General features: G+C 32.5%; 16 protein-coding genes. 11 read left to right on the forward strand and 5 right to left on the reverse strand.

What is annotated here, in order from left to right; translation table 11 throughout:
• Positions 1 to 29 precede the first annotated feature (29 nt).
• Together ACEN2I_RS08400 and ACEN2I_RS08405 are read right to left on the reverse strand one after the other, a co-directional pair.
• Entirely contained in the window at positions 30 to 482 is a 453-nt protein-coding gene (locus ACEN2I_RS08400; RefSeq protein ID WP_441765647.1) for a hypothetical protein, read from the reverse strand.
• 260 nt (positions 483 to 742) lie between these two features.
• Positions 743 to 2197 (reverse strand): serine hydrolase, encoded by a 1455-nt coding sequence (locus ACEN2I_RS08405; RefSeq protein ID WP_441765648.1) that lies wholly within the window; start codon positions 2195 to 2197, stop codon positions 743 to 745.
• A gap of 419 nt (positions 2198 to 2616) precedes the next feature.
• Here ACEN2I_RS08405 and ACEN2I_RS08410 point away from each other — a divergent pair, with 419 nt between their 5' ends.
• Positions 2617 to 3960, forward strand: a complete 1344-nt coding sequence (locus ACEN2I_RS08410; RefSeq protein WP_441765649.1) for an FAD-dependent oxidoreductase — start codon at positions 2617 to 2619, stop codon at positions 3958 to 3960.
• Between the two features lie 64 nt (positions 3961 to 4024).
• Here ACEN2I_RS08410 and ACEN2I_RS08415 read toward each other — a convergent pair whose 3' ends face one another.
• Positions 4025 to 5542, reverse strand: coding sequence for a helicase HerA-like domain-containing protein (locus ACEN2I_RS08415; protein WP_441765650.1), 1518 nt, complete (start codon positions 5540 to 5542; stop codon positions 4025 to 4027).
• A 379-nt stretch (positions 5543 to 5921) separates the two neighbouring features.
• Between ACEN2I_RS08415 and ACEN2I_RS08420 the strand changes: the two genes are divergently transcribed.
• From ACEN2I_RS08420 to ACEN2I_RS08455, 8 genes are all read left to right on the forward strand, one after another.
• The gene (locus ACEN2I_RS08420; RefSeq protein ID WP_441765651.1) at positions 5922 to 6746 is read left to right on the forward strand and encodes a MotA/TolQ/ExbB proton channel family protein; all 825 of its coding nucleotides are present in this window, start codon (positions 5922 to 5924) and stop codon (positions 6744 to 6746) included.
• 53 nt (positions 6747 to 6799) lie between these two features.
• Positions 6800 to 7426: an ExbD/TolR family protein gene (locus ACEN2I_RS08425; protein ID WP_441765652.1), complete on the forward strand. Its 627-nt coding sequence runs from the start codon at positions 6800 to 6802 to the stop codon at positions 7424 to 7426.
• 19 nt (positions 7427 to 7445) lie between these two features.
• The gene (locus tag ACEN2I_RS08430; protein WP_441765653.1) at positions 7446 to 8000 is read left to right on the forward strand and encodes an ExbD/TolR family protein; all 555 of its coding nucleotides are present in this window, start codon (positions 7446 to 7448) and stop codon (positions 7998 to 8000) included.
• A gap of 34 nt (positions 8001 to 8034) precedes the next feature.
• Entirely contained in the window at positions 8035 to 8838 is an 804-nt protein-coding gene (locus tag ACEN2I_RS08435; RefSeq protein ID WP_441765654.1) for an energy transducer TonB, read from the forward strand.
• On the forward strand, positions 8838 to 9068 hold the full coding sequence (locus tag ACEN2I_RS08440; RefSeq protein WP_441765655.1) for a hypothetical protein: 231 nt from the start codon (positions 8838 to 8840) through the stop codon (positions 9066 to 9068). The genes ACEN2I_RS08435 and ACEN2I_RS08440 overlap by 1 nt, the downstream gene beginning before the upstream one ends.
• A gap of 2 nt (positions 9069 to 9070) precedes the next feature.
• Entirely contained in the window at positions 9071 to 9994 is a 924-nt protein-coding gene (locus ACEN2I_RS08445) for a PstS family phosphate ABC transporter substrate-binding protein (protein WP_441765656.1), read from the forward strand.
• Positions 9995 to 10010: 16 nt separating this feature from the next.
• Positions 10011 to 11678 carry a tetratricopeptide repeat protein gene (locus ACEN2I_RS08450; RefSeq protein WP_441765657.1) on the forward strand — a complete coding sequence of 556 codons (1668 nt, stop codon included), beginning with the start codon at positions 10011 to 10013 and terminating at the stop codon, positions 11676 to 11678.
• Between the two features lie 102 nt (positions 11679 to 11780).
• Positions 11781 to 12413 carry a 7-carboxy-7-deazaguanine synthase QueE gene (locus ACEN2I_RS08455; protein WP_441765658.1) on the forward strand — a complete coding sequence of 211 codons (633 nt, stop codon included), beginning with the start codon at positions 11781 to 11783 and terminating at the stop codon, positions 12411 to 12413.
• A 91-nt stretch (positions 12414 to 12504) separates the two neighbouring features.
• Here ACEN2I_RS08455 and ACEN2I_RS08460 read toward each other — a convergent pair whose 3' ends face one another.
• Positions 12505 to 13050 (reverse strand): YfiT family bacillithiol transferase, encoded by a 546-nt coding sequence (locus tag ACEN2I_RS08460; protein ID WP_441765659.1) that lies wholly within the window; start codon positions 13048 to 13050, stop codon positions 12505 to 12507.
• A gap of 14 nt (positions 13051 to 13064) precedes the next feature.
• Positions 13065 to 13772, reverse strand: coding sequence for a class I SAM-dependent methyltransferase (locus ACEN2I_RS08465; protein ID WP_441765660.1), 708 nt, complete (start codon positions 13770 to 13772; stop codon positions 13065 to 13067).
• A 74-nt stretch (positions 13773 to 13846) separates the two neighbouring features.
• On the opposite strand from ACEN2I_RS08465, the gene ACEN2I_RS08470 reads away from it, so the two are divergent.
• A complete protein-coding gene (locus ACEN2I_RS08470) occupies positions 13847 to 14341 on the forward strand; it encodes a YkgJ family cysteine cluster protein (RefSeq protein ID WP_441765661.1) in 495 nt (164 codons plus the stop codon).
• Positions 14342 to 14455: 114 nt separating this feature from the next.
• Positions 14456 to 15691 carry an ABC transporter permease gene (locus ACEN2I_RS08475; RefSeq protein WP_441765662.1) on the forward strand — a complete coding sequence of 412 codons (1236 nt, stop codon included), beginning with the start codon at positions 14456 to 14458 and terminating at the stop codon, positions 15689 to 15691.
• Positions 15692 to 15916: the final 225 nt, after the last annotated feature.

Here is a 15916-nt window from a genome sequence, read left to right on the forward strand (position 1 = left end):
ATTGAGAATTCAAAGGTTTTAAAATCTTATCACTTATTTGGAATGTATTTTCCCTTCACAATATCCCTGGCATAAATATCAAGATTAATATTAAGCGCCTTATTGGTCGTCATTATATTTGTGGTTTGATATATTTTGTCTTTTTTATATGTTTTTAAAAGCGTTTCTAATTCTATCTCGTCATGAAATGCAAACAGATTGTAAACAGCATCCCTGAAATTTCTAAAATTTACAGTTTCCGTTATTTCCTTTGTTTTTTGCTCATTCCATTTTTCTTTGCTCGCAGTTTCGTTTATTTTGTTAAGGCAATAATCAACAAAAAAAGTTTTGTAATTAGTCGCTTCGATAATATCATTTACAATAATGGCATTTTGTTGGGTTGGCATTTGTACTGGTGTTGAATATTGTTGAGAAGCACCAATATATGGAATAAACATTAATAGGGATAAAATCAAAAGAGAATGCCTTTTTAAATTTTTCATAGGTTGATTTAGGGTTTTAATATTATTTTTTGAGGAATGCTAAAATAGTATTTTTTGTTCTAAACAGGCAATCAAAAAAAGGACTTTTTAAATAAAAAATAGCCATTCTATTTATTATACTAATGCAGTTCGTAAGATAAAAATTACGTATACTTTAGTTATTATTTTAATTTGAAGTTTATATTTAAAATAAAAACTCCGAGAATGTATTTAAAACCACATTATCGGAGTAATTAATGGTATAACGGTTCTTTTTTGAGTTATTGTTTTGAAATTTCTGCTAAAATTTTCTTTCCATTTTCGTTTGTCGGATCAAGCTCAACGGATTTTGAATAATTTTCAATGGCAAGTTTTGTATCACCATCGGCTAAATAAGCTTCTCCCAAACTATCATATGCGTTTCCTGATTTAGGAAAATTTTCTACATTGATTTTGAAGATTTCGATCGCTTCTTTCTTTTTTCCTCCCATTAATAATAAGTATCCGACTCTATTCATGTCTCCTTCCTTAATATTATATGTTGGATCGTTTTTAAGTTTTTTATAAGTATCCAATCCTGTTAGGCTGCCTTTTATTGTAAAAACGTCCAGTAGTTCAAGCGCTAATGACCTTTTAGGCTGATCAAAAGGTTGGTTGTATAAAATGGAGCGGATTGCATCGTTCATTTCGTTCAGGACTGTTCCGCCAGTGTTATTTAATAAAACGACCAAATCTTTGTCTGCAGGAATGCGTGAAATAATGGTGTTGAAGCCGTTTATTCCGCCGCCATGTTCAATTACTTTTATTTTGTTTTTACTGTTATTGTAAGCCTCTTTTATAGTCCAGCCATAACCATAGAAATCATTTCCGCCTGTATTGATGTATGGTGTAAATAATAAATCCATAGATTTTTCAGAAAGCAATTGATTTGTATATAGTGATTTATCCCAAAGATATAAATCTTCAACAGTAGAATATAATGAACCGGCTGCATACGGAATACTCATGTCTATATATGGAGCATTCTGAATGGTTTTTCCTTTCTTTTCATAACCTGAAGCTCTGTTTTTTAACACGCTATAGCTATGATCGTAACCTGTATTAATCATTTTTAAAGGGGTAAGAATAGTTTCCTGTAGATATTGTTCATATGATTTGCCTGAAACTTTTTCAATTATGTAGCCCAATAAAAAATAACCTGAATTACTATAACTAAATTTTTCGCCTGGCGTAAACTGAAGAGGCAGTTTTTCAAAGGTTTTTACAAACTCATCAGGAGTGTATGGATTTCTGCTTTTATCTTTAAAGAAATCCGGGGCATCCGTATAATTTGGTATTCCTGATGTGTGTGTTAACAAATTATGAATCGTTATTTTATCACCATTTGCTTTTGAATAATCCGGTAAATAAGTTGTGATAGGAATATCAAGTTTTAATTTTCCATCTTCGGACAATTTTACAATTAAGAATGCGGTAAATTGCTTGCTGATAGAACCTAATCTGAATTTAGTGTCTGTTTGATTTTGAATATTCCATTCCATATTTGCAAAACCAAAGCCTTTTTTAAAAATAACTTTTCCGTTTTCAGCAACTAAAGCCGAACCATTAAAAAGCCCATATTCATTGTATTTGCTTAAAAGCTTGTCAATTTGTTTTGATTTGTCCTGAGCAAAAATGTTTACTGCAAAAAGCTGTATAATTGCACACAGAAAGATTAGTTTAATTGTTTTTTTCATGATAATTGATGTTTTGAATTAATAACTGATTTTGATTGATGATTGAAACACTATAATAGTTTAGATTTTTAAATACTTATGTCTAATCACGCCTTTTTCATAAATAAAATCTACGGCTTAAAATGTTAGACGATTAATTCAGTTTTTGGTTTCAATAGCAATCAGTTTTTTTAAGATGAAGATTTTTAATGGTATCAAAAACAATAGGATTCTAATCAAAAACGTGTGTGCATGAGGGATAGAGGCGGTATCCTTTTACGGAGAGAAACGGAGTAAAAGATATAGCCGAAAGCCCGACCCGCTTTTTTCGGCGGGTCATGCCCTATAAATAAAGGTATAAAAGGTAAATATTTGGTTTATTTGTAAGCTCTTGTATATTTATTACTTATTTTTACGGCCTTATATTTAGATTTTTCTTGATGCAAACTTCACTAAAAATTGCCGTTGTAGGTTCTGGATTGGTAGGATCATTATTGGCAATTTATCTTAAAAAAGCAGGTCACACCGTTCATGTTTATGATCGTAGTCCTGATATTCGCAAAATAAATTTTTCGGGGCGTTCCATTAATCTGGCCATGTCAAATAGAGGCTGGAAAGCGCTTGATGCTGTTAAAGTTGGTGATTCGGTTCGCGAAATCGCTATTCCAATGGATAAACGCGCTATTCATTTGGTCGATAAACTCAATTTTCAGAACTACGGGCAGGAAGGCGAGTCGATTTATTCGATTTCCAGAGGAACTTTAAACCGGAAAATGATTGATCTTGCTGAAGAAGCAGGAGCAGAGTTTTTGTTTGAACAGAAAATCTGGGATGTAACGCTGAGTGATGCAACTTTGCATATTGGCGAAACAGAAAGAGGGGAATGGGAAGAGAAAAAATATGATATGGTTTTTGGTGCTGACGGAGCTTTCTCGAGAATTCGCCACAGAATGCAGCGCCAAAGTATGTTTAATTATTCGCAGGAGTTTTTGAATTTGGGTTACAAGGAATTGAATATTCCTGCAAATGCTGATGGATCACATAAACTGGATAAATATTCTTTTCATATTTGGCCTCGTGGTGAATATATGTTGATTGCGCTTCCTAATTTAGATGGAAGTTTTACCTGTACTTTGTTTATGCCTTTTGAAGGAGAAAATTCATTTGCTTCGTTAACAGATCGAAAAATGGTGGAAGATTTTTTTGAGAAAAATTTCCCGGATTCAATTGAAGTCATTCCGAAGCTGGCTGAAGATTTCTTTAAAAATCCAACCAGTACTTTGGTAACCATGAAATGTTTTCCATGGACATACGAAGATAAAATCGCCTTAATTGGTGATGCCTGTCATGCTATTGTTCCGTTTTATGGTCAAGGTATGAATGCCGGCTTTGAAGATATTACGGTTTTAAGCGAAATGATCGAAAAATATGGTAATGACTGGAAAAAAATTTTCTCTGAATATCAAATTTCACGCAAGCCAAACGCAGATGCGATTGCAGAACTTTCATACCGTAATTTTATGGAAATGAGTACTAAAACGGCTGATGAAAAGTTTTTACTACAAAAGAAAATTGAAAAAGCATTTTCTGATAGATATCCTGATAAATGGATTCCGCTTTATAGTCGTGTTACTTTTAGCGACAGACCTTATACGGAAGCCTTGGCAATTGGTGATTTTCAAAACGCGATTATGGAAAAGATTCTGAAAATCGATAATATAGAAAGTATCTGGAATACACCAGAAATTGAAAATAAGATTCTGGCATTGTTGAAAAATGAATAAATACCAATGTCAAAATTAATAACTGCAATCGTAATTAATTTTTGACATTGATATTGTGATTTTTTTATTTCTTGAAGATTTTGGTTAGAACACCAAAAACACCTCTTATAAAGGTGGCGCTGGTCACTACTTTCAAAACCGATTTTCCAACTACGCTGGCTGTGGTAGGTTCTGATTTTGATGATCTTTTTGGCGCTTTTTCTTTTTGCTCGGCAGCCACTTGTGCTGCCTCATTAATTTTTTTGTTTAGAATTTCGTAGGCACTTTCACGATCAATTTCTTCGCTGTATTTTTTAACTAATTTGGATTTGCTGTTAATGACTTCAATTTCATTTGCAGTTAAAATGTCCATTCGGCTTTGTGGAGCACGCATCATGGTAGCAACCAAAGGTGTTGGGATTCCTTTTTCGTTCAAAGCAGTTACTAAAGCTTCTCCAATTCCTAAGTTGGTCAGTAATTCATCGGTTTTATAATATTGAGAAGTTGGGTAATTATCAGCCGTTTTTTTAATTGCCTGACGATCATTTGCAGTAAAAGCCCTTAATGCATGCTGAATTTTTAATCCTAGCTGTGCCAAAACACCACTCGGAACATCCATTGGGTTTTGGGTTACAAAATAAACACCTACGCCTTTTGAACGAATTAGTTTTACAATGGTTTCAATTTGTTCTAATAAGGCTTTGCTGGCTTCGTTGAAAATCAAATGTGCTTCGTCAATAAAAATGACCAATTCAGGCTGTTCAGCATCTCCTTTTTCAGGCATTTGCTGATAGATTTCAGCCAATAGACTCAGCATGAATGTAGAGAATAATTTTGGTTTATCCTGAATATCCGTCAGGCGGATGATGTTTACATAACCTTTACCATTTTCATCGATTCGCATCAAATCATCAATTTCAAAAGACATTTCTCCAAAAAACAAATCACCTCCCTGTTGCTCTAATTCGATTATTTTTCTTAAAATAGTTCCCGTTGTTGAAGTGGATATTTTACCATAGTTTTCTTCAATTTCTTTCTTGCCTTCTTCAGTAATATAATTGATGACTTTTTTGATATCTTTTAAATCTAACAAAGGCATTTTGTTGTCATCGCAATATTTGAAGATTACTGCAACCACTCCGGATTGAGTGTCATTTAAATCTAAAATTCTTGAAAACAGTACCGGGCCAAACTCTGAAACGGTTGCGCGCAAACGAACACCGTTTTGCTTAGATAATGACATTAATTCGACAGGAAAGGAAGCTGTGTTATACGGCACGTTTATTTTTGCGTGTCGTTCTGTAATAAAACCCTCTTCTTTTCCTTCTTTTGCAATACCGCTAAAATCTCCTTTTATGTCCATCATCAAAACTGGAATTCCGGCATTCGAAAGCTGTTCTGAAAAAACCTGAATTGTTTTTGTTTTGCCTGTTCCGGTAGCGCCTGCAATAAGTCCATGGCGATTTAAGGTTTTTAACGGGATTTTTACATGAGCTTCAGCTACCGCTTCTCCGTCAAGGATTGCACCCCCTAAAACAATGCTGTCGCCTTTAGATGAATATCCTTTGTTTATATCCTGAATGAAATTGTCTTTTTTATTCATATTTTATTCGTAATTTAGATGATTATAAGAGTTTTGCTTAGGTTTTGAACAGTTTTAAATGGTTCATTTTAACAGGAAATCCACCTTTTTTAACTGAAAATAATATAAAAAATAATTTCGCATCTTTTTAAGAAGATAACAAAGGAATATTTGAATATTTACTAAAACGTTGTAATTTTTGCATAAATTAACTCTTTTTTTGTCTTATTAAAAAAAGGTTGTGAGCAATTTAATGAGAACTTTTTTAAATTCAAGTTAAATTTCCTTCAATTAAATTAAAAAAAGTTTTTTTATTTAAACTAAACGTATAAATTTGCTCCTCTACAAGTTAAATATAACTAAAAATAAAAATTATTTAAAACTATTAAAATTAAAAAAAATGGCAAACGTTAAAGTTAAAAAAGAAAGCACTTCGAATGGAGGAGGAATGGTTTCAGGAATCATTATTGTAGCATGTGTTTTTGTTGGTTGGTTAATCTGGCAATTCGTTATGGGAGCTCCTGCTAACTTTGAAGGAGGTAATCCAGAGACAGGTCATCCAATAAATACTTTAGGGCAAGTATATAAAGGAGGTTTCATTGTACCGGTTTTATTAGGTATGTTTTTAATGGTTGTTGTTTTTTCTATTGAGAGATTTTTCGTTATCTCAAAAGCAGCTGGAAAAGCTAATTTAGATACATTCATGAAAAATGTTCAGGGAAGCATTAAAGAAGGAAACATCGAGGCTGCTATCGCTTCATGTGACAAACAACAAGGTTCAGTTGCAAATGCAATTAAATCTGCTTTGATTAAATACCAAGATGTTAAAAAAGAAGGGTTCAACAGTGAGGAAGCATCAGAAGTAATTCACAAAGAAATCGAAGAGGCAACTTCATTAGAAATGCCAATGTTAGAAAAAAATATGACTATTATTTCTTCTTTAGTATCATTAGGGACTTTAGGTGGGTTATTAGGAACTGTATCAGGTATGATTAAAGCGTTTGGTGCGTTAGCTTCTGCTGGAACTCCAGATCAGGCTGCTCTTGCAACAGGTATTTCTGAGGCACTTATCAATACGGCAACAGGTATCTCTACGTCTATCTTAGCTATTGTTTCTTATAACTTCTTTACTGCTAAAATTGACGATTTAACGTACTCTATCGATGAGGCTGGTACTACTATTGTAAATACTTACAGAAGATTCAGAGGAAGTTTGAAACAATAATTAATTTTTGAAATTAATAATAAAATTAATTATCAAAATAAAATAAAAAGAGAATGGCTAAAATAAAAATGAAAAAAAAGTCAACATCGACAGATATGACTGCCATGTGTGATGTTGCGTTCCTTTTGCTTACGTTCTTTATTTTGACCGCTACCGCTAAAGTGCCAGAAGCACTTCCTGTTGATACACCATCATCTACTGTACAGACTAAATTGCCGGATTCTGATTTGGCTATTATTACAATTGGAAAAGGAAAAGACGGGAAAAGCAAAGTGTTTTTTGACATTAAAGGAAGAGAGATACGTAAAAAAACTCTTGAAGGAATGGGTGAAAAATTAGGAGTGCCTTTTTCAGAAGAAGATAAAGCGAAATTTGCACTAATGGACGACTTTGGTGTGCCGCTTGCAAATCTAAAGCAAATCATCGATATGAAGGCTGCTGACAGAACCAAAGCAAATCAGCCTGGAATTCCAATTGATTCTTTAGATAATCAATTAAAAGAATGGCTTTTGGTTTCAAGAAGAGCTGCGATTGATCTTGATGACAAAGAATTGCAAATTGCCATTAAAGGAGATGCTAAAGAAGATTATCCACAAATCAAAAGAATTATGGATATCCTGCAAGATCAAAAAATCAATACCTTTAACTTGGTTACAGGTATGAGAGGAAAAGACTTTTAATTAAAAAATATACACTAAAATGGCTGAATTAAATACCGGCGACGGTGGTGGCGGAAAAGGTGGTAAAGTAAGAAGTAAAAAGCAAAACTCTAAAGTCGATTTAACGGCAATGGTAGATTTAGCTTTCTTATTGATCACATTCTTTATGTTGACCACAACGTTGTCAAAACCTCAATCGATGAGCTTGGGTTTGCCAGATAAAGATGAGGATGAGACCAAAAATAAGGACATAAAAGTTGATGAGAAACGAACTATGACCGTTATGATGGGAGAAGACAACAAGCTTGTTTATTACATGGGGTTGTTGGAGGCTCCTATAGCCGGCCCTAAAGATATCGCTTATGGAAAAGATGGAATTCGTAAAGAATTACTGGCTCGCAAAAAATCTGTAATTGAATATACAGGAGATAAAGAGAAGGGAATCATTGTAATCATCAAGCCAGGTAAGAAATCCAAGTACAAAAACTTAGTAGACATTTTAGATGAAATGGCTATTACTGGTGTTGGAACTTATGCAATTGTTAATGATTTTCAACCTAAGGAAACAGAATTGTTAGAGAAAAAACAAGATTAATCCTGTTTTGTCAATAACCTAATAATGAAGAAATATGAAATTAGATATTATAAAAAATCAGTGGCTTGATATCGTATTCGAAGGACGTAATAAGATATACGGGGCATATGAGTTAAGAAAATCAAATACCAAAACAACGGTAAGAGCACTTATCATTGGTTCTGTTATTTTTAGCTTAGCTGTTGCTGCTCCTCTTATTGCTGGTCTTTTGCCAGATTCTGGTGAAGATGTAGTAGATAACGATATTAGAATTACGACGGTAAAATTGCCTCCTAAGCCAAAACAGCCTGTGAAGCCAAATTTACCACCGCCACCACCGCCACCTCCAAAAGTGGATCAGGTGAAATTTGTGAAACCTGTTGTTGCTAAAACTGAAGAAATTACTGAAGAGCCACCAAAGATTGTGGATCTAAAGGAGAAGAAAATTGGTTCTGAAACTATCAAAGGAGATCCGGATGCAGTTTTAACTGTTGATGAGCCTGTAGGCAAAGGACCAGTTGCTGAAATTGTTCAGGAAGATAACAATGTATATAATACAGCAGGTATCGAAGTAAAACCAGATTTTCCTGGAGGAATGGAAAAATTCTACAAATTCGTAGGAAATAATTACAGAACTCCGGAAGAAGAGGGATTAAAGGGTAAAGTATATGTGACATTTGTAGTTGAAAAAGACGGTTCATTAACTGATATTAAAGTTTTAAGAGATATCGGGTATGGAACAGGAGCTGAAGCTGTAAGAGTACTTAAAAAATGCCCGAGATGGACTCCTGGTGAGCAAAATGGTAAAAAAGTAAGAGTACTTTATTCACTGCCTATTACAATCCAATCTGCAGAATAATGTTAAAGCATTTACTTGATAATATTAAGAAGAAATCGCTCAAAGAGCGATTTCTTCTCGTTTTAGGAATATTGTTTTTTTTGATTTATCTTGTACTCGGGTTGATGATTATGTTTTGGAAGAAATTGCCGCTAAACATGGATCCTGTTTACAGATATGCATTTGGGATTTTACTAATAGTATATTCGGGAATACGATTTTTGAGATTAATAAACTCTAATACAGAATAGGGATGTTAAAATATGTTAAAATTTTGGGTTTGATAGTTTTTATTTTTTTGTTTGCAATGTGCAACCAAAAAAGTAAAAAGGATTCAGAGAAGGAAACAATTTTAAAAGGATCTGTAACTATTACAGTTGATGAAACTGTTAAACCAATTGTGGATGATCAGATTGCTGTTTTTGAAGGAACTTATTATGGTGCTAGAGTTACGGTTAATGCCAAATCTGAAGCAGAGTTATTTAATGATTTATTGAATAAGAAAACCAAAGTTGTTATAAGTGCCAGAGATTTAACTCAGGAAGAAAAAAACAAATTTGAGAAATTAAAAATTAATCCAAGAGTTACTCCATTTGCCACTGATGCTATTGCTTTTATTTCTAATAAGGACAGTAATGATACATTAATTGAGTTGAAAACAGTAATCGATTTTATGAAAGGAATTGTAAATCCTAAAATTAAAGGATTGGTATTTGATAATCCAAATTCAAGTACGGTGCGTTTCATGAAAAATTTGGCTAATGTTAAAGAGATTCCTTCAGAAGGTGTTTTCTCATTTAAAACAAATAATGAAGTAATTAAGTTTGTATCTGAAAATAATGGAATGATTGGAGTAGTAGGTGTTAATTGGTTATCTCAGCCTTCTCCGGAAATGCAGGACATTGTTCATAAAATAAATGTTTTAAGCGTTAAAGGATTAAATAGTAATGAATATTATAGCCCGACACAAAATGACATCGCAGAGCAAAAATATCCTTTGGCACGTGAATTGTATATCATTAATTGTCAGGGATATTCAGGATTAGGAATGGGGTTTGCTTCATTTATTGCTGGAGATATAGGACAACGTATAGTTTTAAAATCGGGATTGATGCCAATTCGGACTCCTGGCAGAAAATTGCAAATTAGAAATAAAATTATAAACGATAAAGAATAAATTAATTACAATGAAGATGAATAAATTTAAAATTTTTAGTCTTGCCTTAGTTGCTTCAGCTTCTGTTGCAAAAGCGCAAGACATCAAGGAAGCTAAAAAAGCAATTGATGCTGAACAATTTCAAAAGGCAAAATCATTGCTGAAATCAATCATAAGTGCTAAACCTTCCGATGGAGAAGCAAACTTTGTTTTAGGAAATATATATTTGAATGAAAGTGTTGTTGACTCAGCTAAAATCTATTACCTAAATGGATTAGAGGCATCTGATGAAAAAAACTTAAATTATATTGGATTAGGACAAATTGATCTTAACGAAAAAAATACAGCGGGTGCTCAGGCAAATTTTGGTCTGGCAACCAAAGACATGAGACGTAAAGATGTAGAAGAATTTATATACATTGGTAGAGCTTATATAAATTCTGAAAATCCTGACTATAATAACGCTATAGCTATTTTGAAACGTGCTTTAGCAATTGAACCACAAAATGCAACTGCACTTTTAGAAATAGGTAATGCATATTATGGGGCAAATAATCAAAACGAGGCTTATAAAGCGTATCGTGATGCATTTACGGCCGATCCATCACTTTTAAGAGCAAAAATGCAATTAGGAGTTTTATTAAAAGGTGCTAAATCATACGATGAAGCTATTAAATCTTTTAATGAAGTAATTGCTCTAAATGCAAATTACGGACCTGTTTACAGAGAGTTGGCAGAAACTTATTACAAGTGGGCAAGAAATAAGCCTTCTACTTCAAAGGTAAACTTGCAAAATGCAATTACAAATTATGAAAAATACTTAAGTTTGACGGATTATTCTTTAGATTCTAAAATGCGACATGCAGATTTCTTGATCTTAGTAAAAGATTACAAGAGTTTAGAAGTTGTAGCAAATAAGATGATTGCTGAAGATAAAGTAAATCCTAGAATTTATAGATATTTAGGGTATGCAGCTTATGAGAATGGAAATGTTGATGTAGCAATCAAATCTATTGAAGATTTTATTAAAGTGCCATCAAATAAAGTAATTGGCAGAGATTATTTATATTTAGGTATGGCCAAAATTAAAAAAGGAACTAATGCTGAAGGAGTAGTTGATCAGGCTGCTTTTGATGCTGGGCTTGCAGATATAAAAAAGGCAATAGAATTAGAGCCTTTAGTTGTGGAAGAGCTTGCTGATTTTGGAAAAGAATTGTTTGGTAAAAGACAATATTTACAAGCCGCTGATATTTTTGAGCTTGGAGCAGCAAACGCTGAATCTAAAAATTACTTAGATGATGCTGTATATTATGGAATTTCTGTTTATTTTGGAAATGCAGGTAAACCAGTAGAAAATCGTAATGCTGTTGCATTACAAAATGCAGATGCAACTTTTGATAAGATTTTAGTAGCTTCTCCAACTTATGATGAAGCTTACATATATAAAGCCAGAATAAACAGCTTGTTAGACAAGGATGATATGATTATTAAAAATTATAGTGAGTATGTTGCTAAAATGACAGCCAAAGGTGCTGAAGAATTAGCTAAGCCTGCAACTGTGAAAAAAATCATTGAATCTTATAACGCAATTGGTGCTGCTTATGCCAATACTGACAAAGCTAAGGCGGTTGAGTATTTCAATAAGACTTTAGCTATAGATCCCACTAATTCTTATGCTTCTCAATCTGTAAAAACTTTAAAATAATTTAATTTTAAGATAAATATAAGGCCGACAGTTCGTCAATGAACTGTTGGCCTTTTTTTGTTCCGTATTTAATTGACTATCTTTGCACTTTAAAATAAAATAATGTTATCAAAAGAAATACAATTAGCGGTTAATAAAGGAGCAATGTTGCCTTTAATGGAAGAGTTTTATACGATTCAGGGAGAAGGTTTTCATACAGGAACTGCAGCTTACTTTATACGTATTGGAGGCTGTGATGTAGGGTGTCACTGGTGTGATGTAAAGGAAAGTTGGAATGCAGAATTACATCCGCCAACAAGTGTCGATTTAATTGTGAAAAATGCCGTAACTTATGCAGATACTGTTGTAATAACTGGTGGAGAACCATTAACTTGGGATATGACGCTATTAACTCAGGAGTTAAAAAATAAAAATCTAAAAGTTCATATAGAAACTTCAGGAGCTTATCCGTTAACAGGATATTGGGATTGGATATGTCTTTCGCCTAAAAAAAACAAATTACCAACTCAAACCGTATATAATAATGCACACGAATTAAAGGTTATTATTTACAATAAACATGATTTTATTTTTGCCGAAGAACAAGCTGAATTGGTAAATGATAAAGCAATATTGTTTCTTCAGCCAGAATGGAGTAAAAAAGAAGAAATGACACCATTAATTGTTGATTATGTAATGAATAATCCTAAATGGAGAGTTTCACTTCAGACACATAAATATTTGAATATTCCTTAATAGCTTCATAACAAAAAAAAAATCTCTTAAATTGAAGAGATTTTTTTTGGTTAAAGGCCTAGTATGCCGTTTGTAAATAACGTACAAATATTTACTGCCAGTTTTTATGCTTCTTTAAAGTAGTTATATGTGCCAAGTGGTGATTTCCATGCCATGCATAAGTACTAATAATTTCTTTTAATTTATATTCGGAATTGTTTTCAGGATGAAAGAATGATTTCTCAAGATCATTTTCAGATAAATTTCGCATAATAAAACCTAATCGAAAATGCAGTCCTTCCAGTAATGTAAGTGTATGTTGAATTGGCATTTTTAAATTGTCAGGCATATCTGACCACAAAACTTCATTGTAAGCTTTTATCAGAGGATTATTTTCTGTTAAAGTCCATTTGATTCTAATGTAACAATTCATGTGGCTTTCTGCACAATGATGAATTACTTGACGCACTGTCCATCCGCCTGGGCGATAAGACGTATCTAATTGTTCGTCACTCAAATGAAGCGTTGCTTTTTTTAGTTTTTCAGCAAAAGATTCGATTTCGGCAATTTTATCTAAAAGATATTTTGATGTATATATTGTTGGTGTTTCAAATTTCCCAATCGGATATTTTAATTTTTCTAAATCTAATTTTTCCATGAATTAATAAGGATTTATATTGAAAGTTTAGCTAAATAATCATAATGGGCACCTTCTAAAATAAGCTCACATTTTAAACCATTTGCAATAGCGGCATTTTGAAGTGTGTTATAGTCTAGATATAACCAATTAAACGGCTCTTCTTTTTCTCCTTTATAAGAGATATTGAAAACAAGCTCACCATAATAATCATTATTAGATGAAATCCATTTTCCACCATCTTCATCTTCGTCAAACATATAAATAATATCTGAACTATCTAATAAAATTTGCCCGCCTTCATTTAAAAGTGATTTTAATTTAGAAAAAAACTTATTGCAGTTTTCTAATTTTCCAAAAATGCCAACGCCGTTCATTAATAATAGAATGGTGTCAAATTTTTCTCCTTCGAAATCTAATATATTTTTAACTTTTGCATTTTTGATACCTCTAAGTTTACAAGTCTCTATTGCTTTTTCAGAAATATCAATAGAAGTAACGTCTAAATTTCGATCATTTTGTAATGATAAACTATGACTTCCGGCTCCGCAGCCAACATCCAATATTTTTCCCGTGGCTAATTGTAATGCTTTTTGTTCGATTTTTGGCATTTCATTATAAGAGCGAAATAGATAATCGACACTCATTTCGTCTTCTTCAGAGATAGAAGTTTCCGTAATAATATCTTCAGGCGAATTATTGGTCTGAAAATCAAACATAGCTTTTCCAAAAAGATCTTTCATTGTAATTTAGTTCAAAGATTAAGGTTTCAAGTTTAAAGTTGTTTAATTTTGCATATCAACTTTAAATAGTAAACTTGAAACAGATTTTAAATAACTTAAATAAGTTAGCCAAAGATAAGCATATCGAAAACAAAAAGTATTTTGATAAGCTGAAAAAGAAACAGCCTAAAAATTTAGATTACATTATGCAGGATTTGCATGATGCCGAATTTAAAAAAACAGATTGTTTACAATGTGCCAATTGTTGCAAAACAACAGGGCCGCTATTTACTTTGGCCGATATTGAAAGAATTTCAAAATCTTTCAGACAAAAACCACAGCAATTCATTGATCAATATCTTCGAATTGATGAAGATAAAGATTATGTTTTAAAAAGTGTTCCCTGTACTTTTCTTGACGATGAAAATTCTTGCATGATTTATGACGTTCGTCCAAAAGCTTGCAGAGAATTTCCACATACAGATCGTAAAAAGTTTCATCAAATTGCAGATCTGACTTTGAAAAATGTTGCGATTTGTCCTGCAGCATTTAATATTGTTGAAGAAATGAAAAAGAAAATGCCTTTATAAGAAACTTAAATAATTTGTAATTGTTTTTAGGAACAATTCGTTTTTATTTTTTTAAATGTATTTTTGAATATGATAAAATTAGCCGACTTAGTAAACCAATAAGACACACATAAATTGAATTCAGAATATTTTATAGCTAAGAGACTTATTGCTGCCAAAGAGTATAAAAGCAGTATATCGGCACCTATTATTAAAATTGCTATTTCGGCTATTGCTATTGGTATTATTATGATGGTAGTGTCTGTTGCAACCGGAATTGGTTTACAGCAAAAAATACGAGAAAAAGTTTCAGCATTCAATGGTCAGATCATTATTTCGAATTACGATAATAATAATTCAGATGTAACATTAGTTCCGATTTCTAAGAAGCAGGATTTTTATCCCAATTTCAAATCAGTTCCTGAAGTTAGTCATATTCAGGCAATCGCTAGCAAAGCTGGAATCATTAGAACCGAAAATGCTTTTGAGGGAATTATTTTCAAAGGAGTAGGAGCAGATTATGACTGGAACAATTTAAAGGAATATTTAGTAGAAGGAAAATTACCGGATTTCTCTAAAAATTTAAATGAAGATGTTATAATATCTAAATTCCTTGCAGATCGATTAAATTTAAAAATTGGAGACCACTTTAATACTTTTTTTATTAAAGAAGAACAAGGCAAGCTGCCAAATATTCGTCGATTCAAAATTACAGCAATTTTTAATTCAGGTTTCCAAAATTTTGATGCGACATATATAATAGGAGATATTCGACATATTCAACGAATCAATAAATGGTCACCGGATCAAGTTGGTGCATTCGAAATTTTTGTAAAAGATTTCAAGGACATCAAAAGGTCAGGTGATCAAATTTACAATCAAACATCCTCAAGTCTGGATACAAAAACTATAATTGAGAAATACAGTTATATTTTCGATTGGCTTCAGCTTTTTGATTTCAACATCATCGTTATTCTGGCAGTTATGATTTTGGTAGCAACCATAAATATGGTGGTTGCTTTATTAGTACTTATTTTAGAGCGGACACAAATGATCGGAATTTTAAAAGCATTAGGAGCTAATAACTGGATTGTTCGTAAAATATTTTTATACAATGCTTTCTATCTTATAATACGAGGGCTGTTTTGGGGCAACTTAATTGGTATCTCAATCTTGTTAATTCAGCACCAATTCGGAATAGTTCAATTAAATCCTGAAAACTACTATGTCAACCAGGCGCCAGTTTATATAAATTGGTTTTATGTATTGTTGTTGAATTTAATGACAATTGTAATTTGTTTCGTGGTATTATTAATTCCGTCCTATATTATCACGAAGATCTCTCCGGTCAAAGCGATTCGATTCGATTAGTTAAATTCTGGAAAAGTAATTTAAGACCCGACATTTTTTTTTAAACTTGTCGGTTTTTGTTTTTTATACATATAAGGTGTGGAATCTTATTGTAATATATTAAGAGTAGTTTTTATCAAAGAATAATGAGGAGCTTATTCCCGCTATGCACTTCAATCTTTTGCGCCGAACGCCGGCACAAAAGGATTTTCGTTTCTATCGGGGCTATGGCATTAGTTTTCAAAA

Source organism: Flavobacterium sp. W22_SRS_FK3 (genome assembly GCF_052113665.1).
Classification (GTDB): domain Bacteria; phylum Bacteroidota; class Bacteroidia; order Flavobacteriales; family Flavobacteriaceae; genus Flavobacterium.

Excerpts from the sequence above, each read along its gene's own strand:
- ACEN2I_RS08440 (WP_441765655.1), top strand. The coding sequence starts at position 8,838 with ATGTTAAAGCATTTACTTGATAATATTAAGAAGAAATCGCTCAAAGAG.
- ACEN2I_RS08425 (WP_441765652.1), top strand. The coding sequence starts at position 6,800 with ATGGCTAAAATAAAAATGAAAAAAAAGTCAACATCGACAGATATGACT.
- ACEN2I_RS08415 (WP_441765650.1), bottom strand. The coding sequence starts at position 5,542 with ATGAATAAAAAAGACAATTTCATTCAGGATATAAACAAAGGATATTCA.
- ACEN2I_RS08465 (WP_441765660.1), bottom strand. The coding sequence starts at position 13,772 with ATGAAAGATCTTTTTGGAAAAGCTATGTTTGATTTTCAGACCAATAAT.
- ACEN2I_RS08420 (WP_441765651.1), top strand. The coding sequence starts at position 5,922 with ATGGCAAACGTTAAAGTTAAAAAAGAAAGCACTTCGAATGGAGGAGGA.
- ACEN2I_RS08435 (WP_441765654.1), top strand. The coding sequence starts at position 8,035 with ATGAAATTAGATATTATAAAAAATCAGTGGCTTGATATCGTATTCGAA.
- ACEN2I_RS08450 (WP_441765657.1), top strand. The coding sequence starts at position 10,011 with ATGAATAAATTTAAAATTTTTAGTCTTGCCTTAGTTGCTTCAGCTTCT.
- ACEN2I_RS08430 (WP_441765653.1), top strand. The coding sequence starts at position 7,446 with ATGGCTGAATTAAATACCGGCGACGGTGGTGGCGGAAAAGGTGGTAAA.
- ACEN2I_RS08400 (WP_441765647.1), bottom strand. The coding sequence starts at position 482 with ATGAAAAATTTAAAAAGGCATTCTCTTTTGATTTTATCCCTATTAATG.
- ACEN2I_RS08460 (WP_441765659.1), bottom strand. The coding sequence starts at position 13,050 with ATGGAAAAATTAGATTTAGAAAAATTAAAATATCCGATTGGGAAATTT.
- ACEN2I_RS08455 (WP_441765658.1), top strand. The coding sequence starts at position 11,781 with ATGTTATCAAAAGAAATACAATTAGCGGTTAATAAAGGAGCAATGTTG.
- ACEN2I_RS08445 (WP_441765656.1), top strand. The coding sequence starts at position 9,071 with ATGTTAAAATATGTTAAAATTTTGGGTTTGATAGTTTTTATTTTTTTG.
- ACEN2I_RS08405 (WP_441765648.1), bottom strand. The coding sequence starts at position 2,197 with ATGAAAAAAACAATTAAACTAATCTTTCTGTGTGCAATTATACAGCTT.
- ACEN2I_RS08410 (WP_441765649.1), top strand. The coding sequence starts at position 2,617 with ATGCAAACTTCACTAAAAATTGCCGTTGTAGGTTCTGGATTGGTAGGA.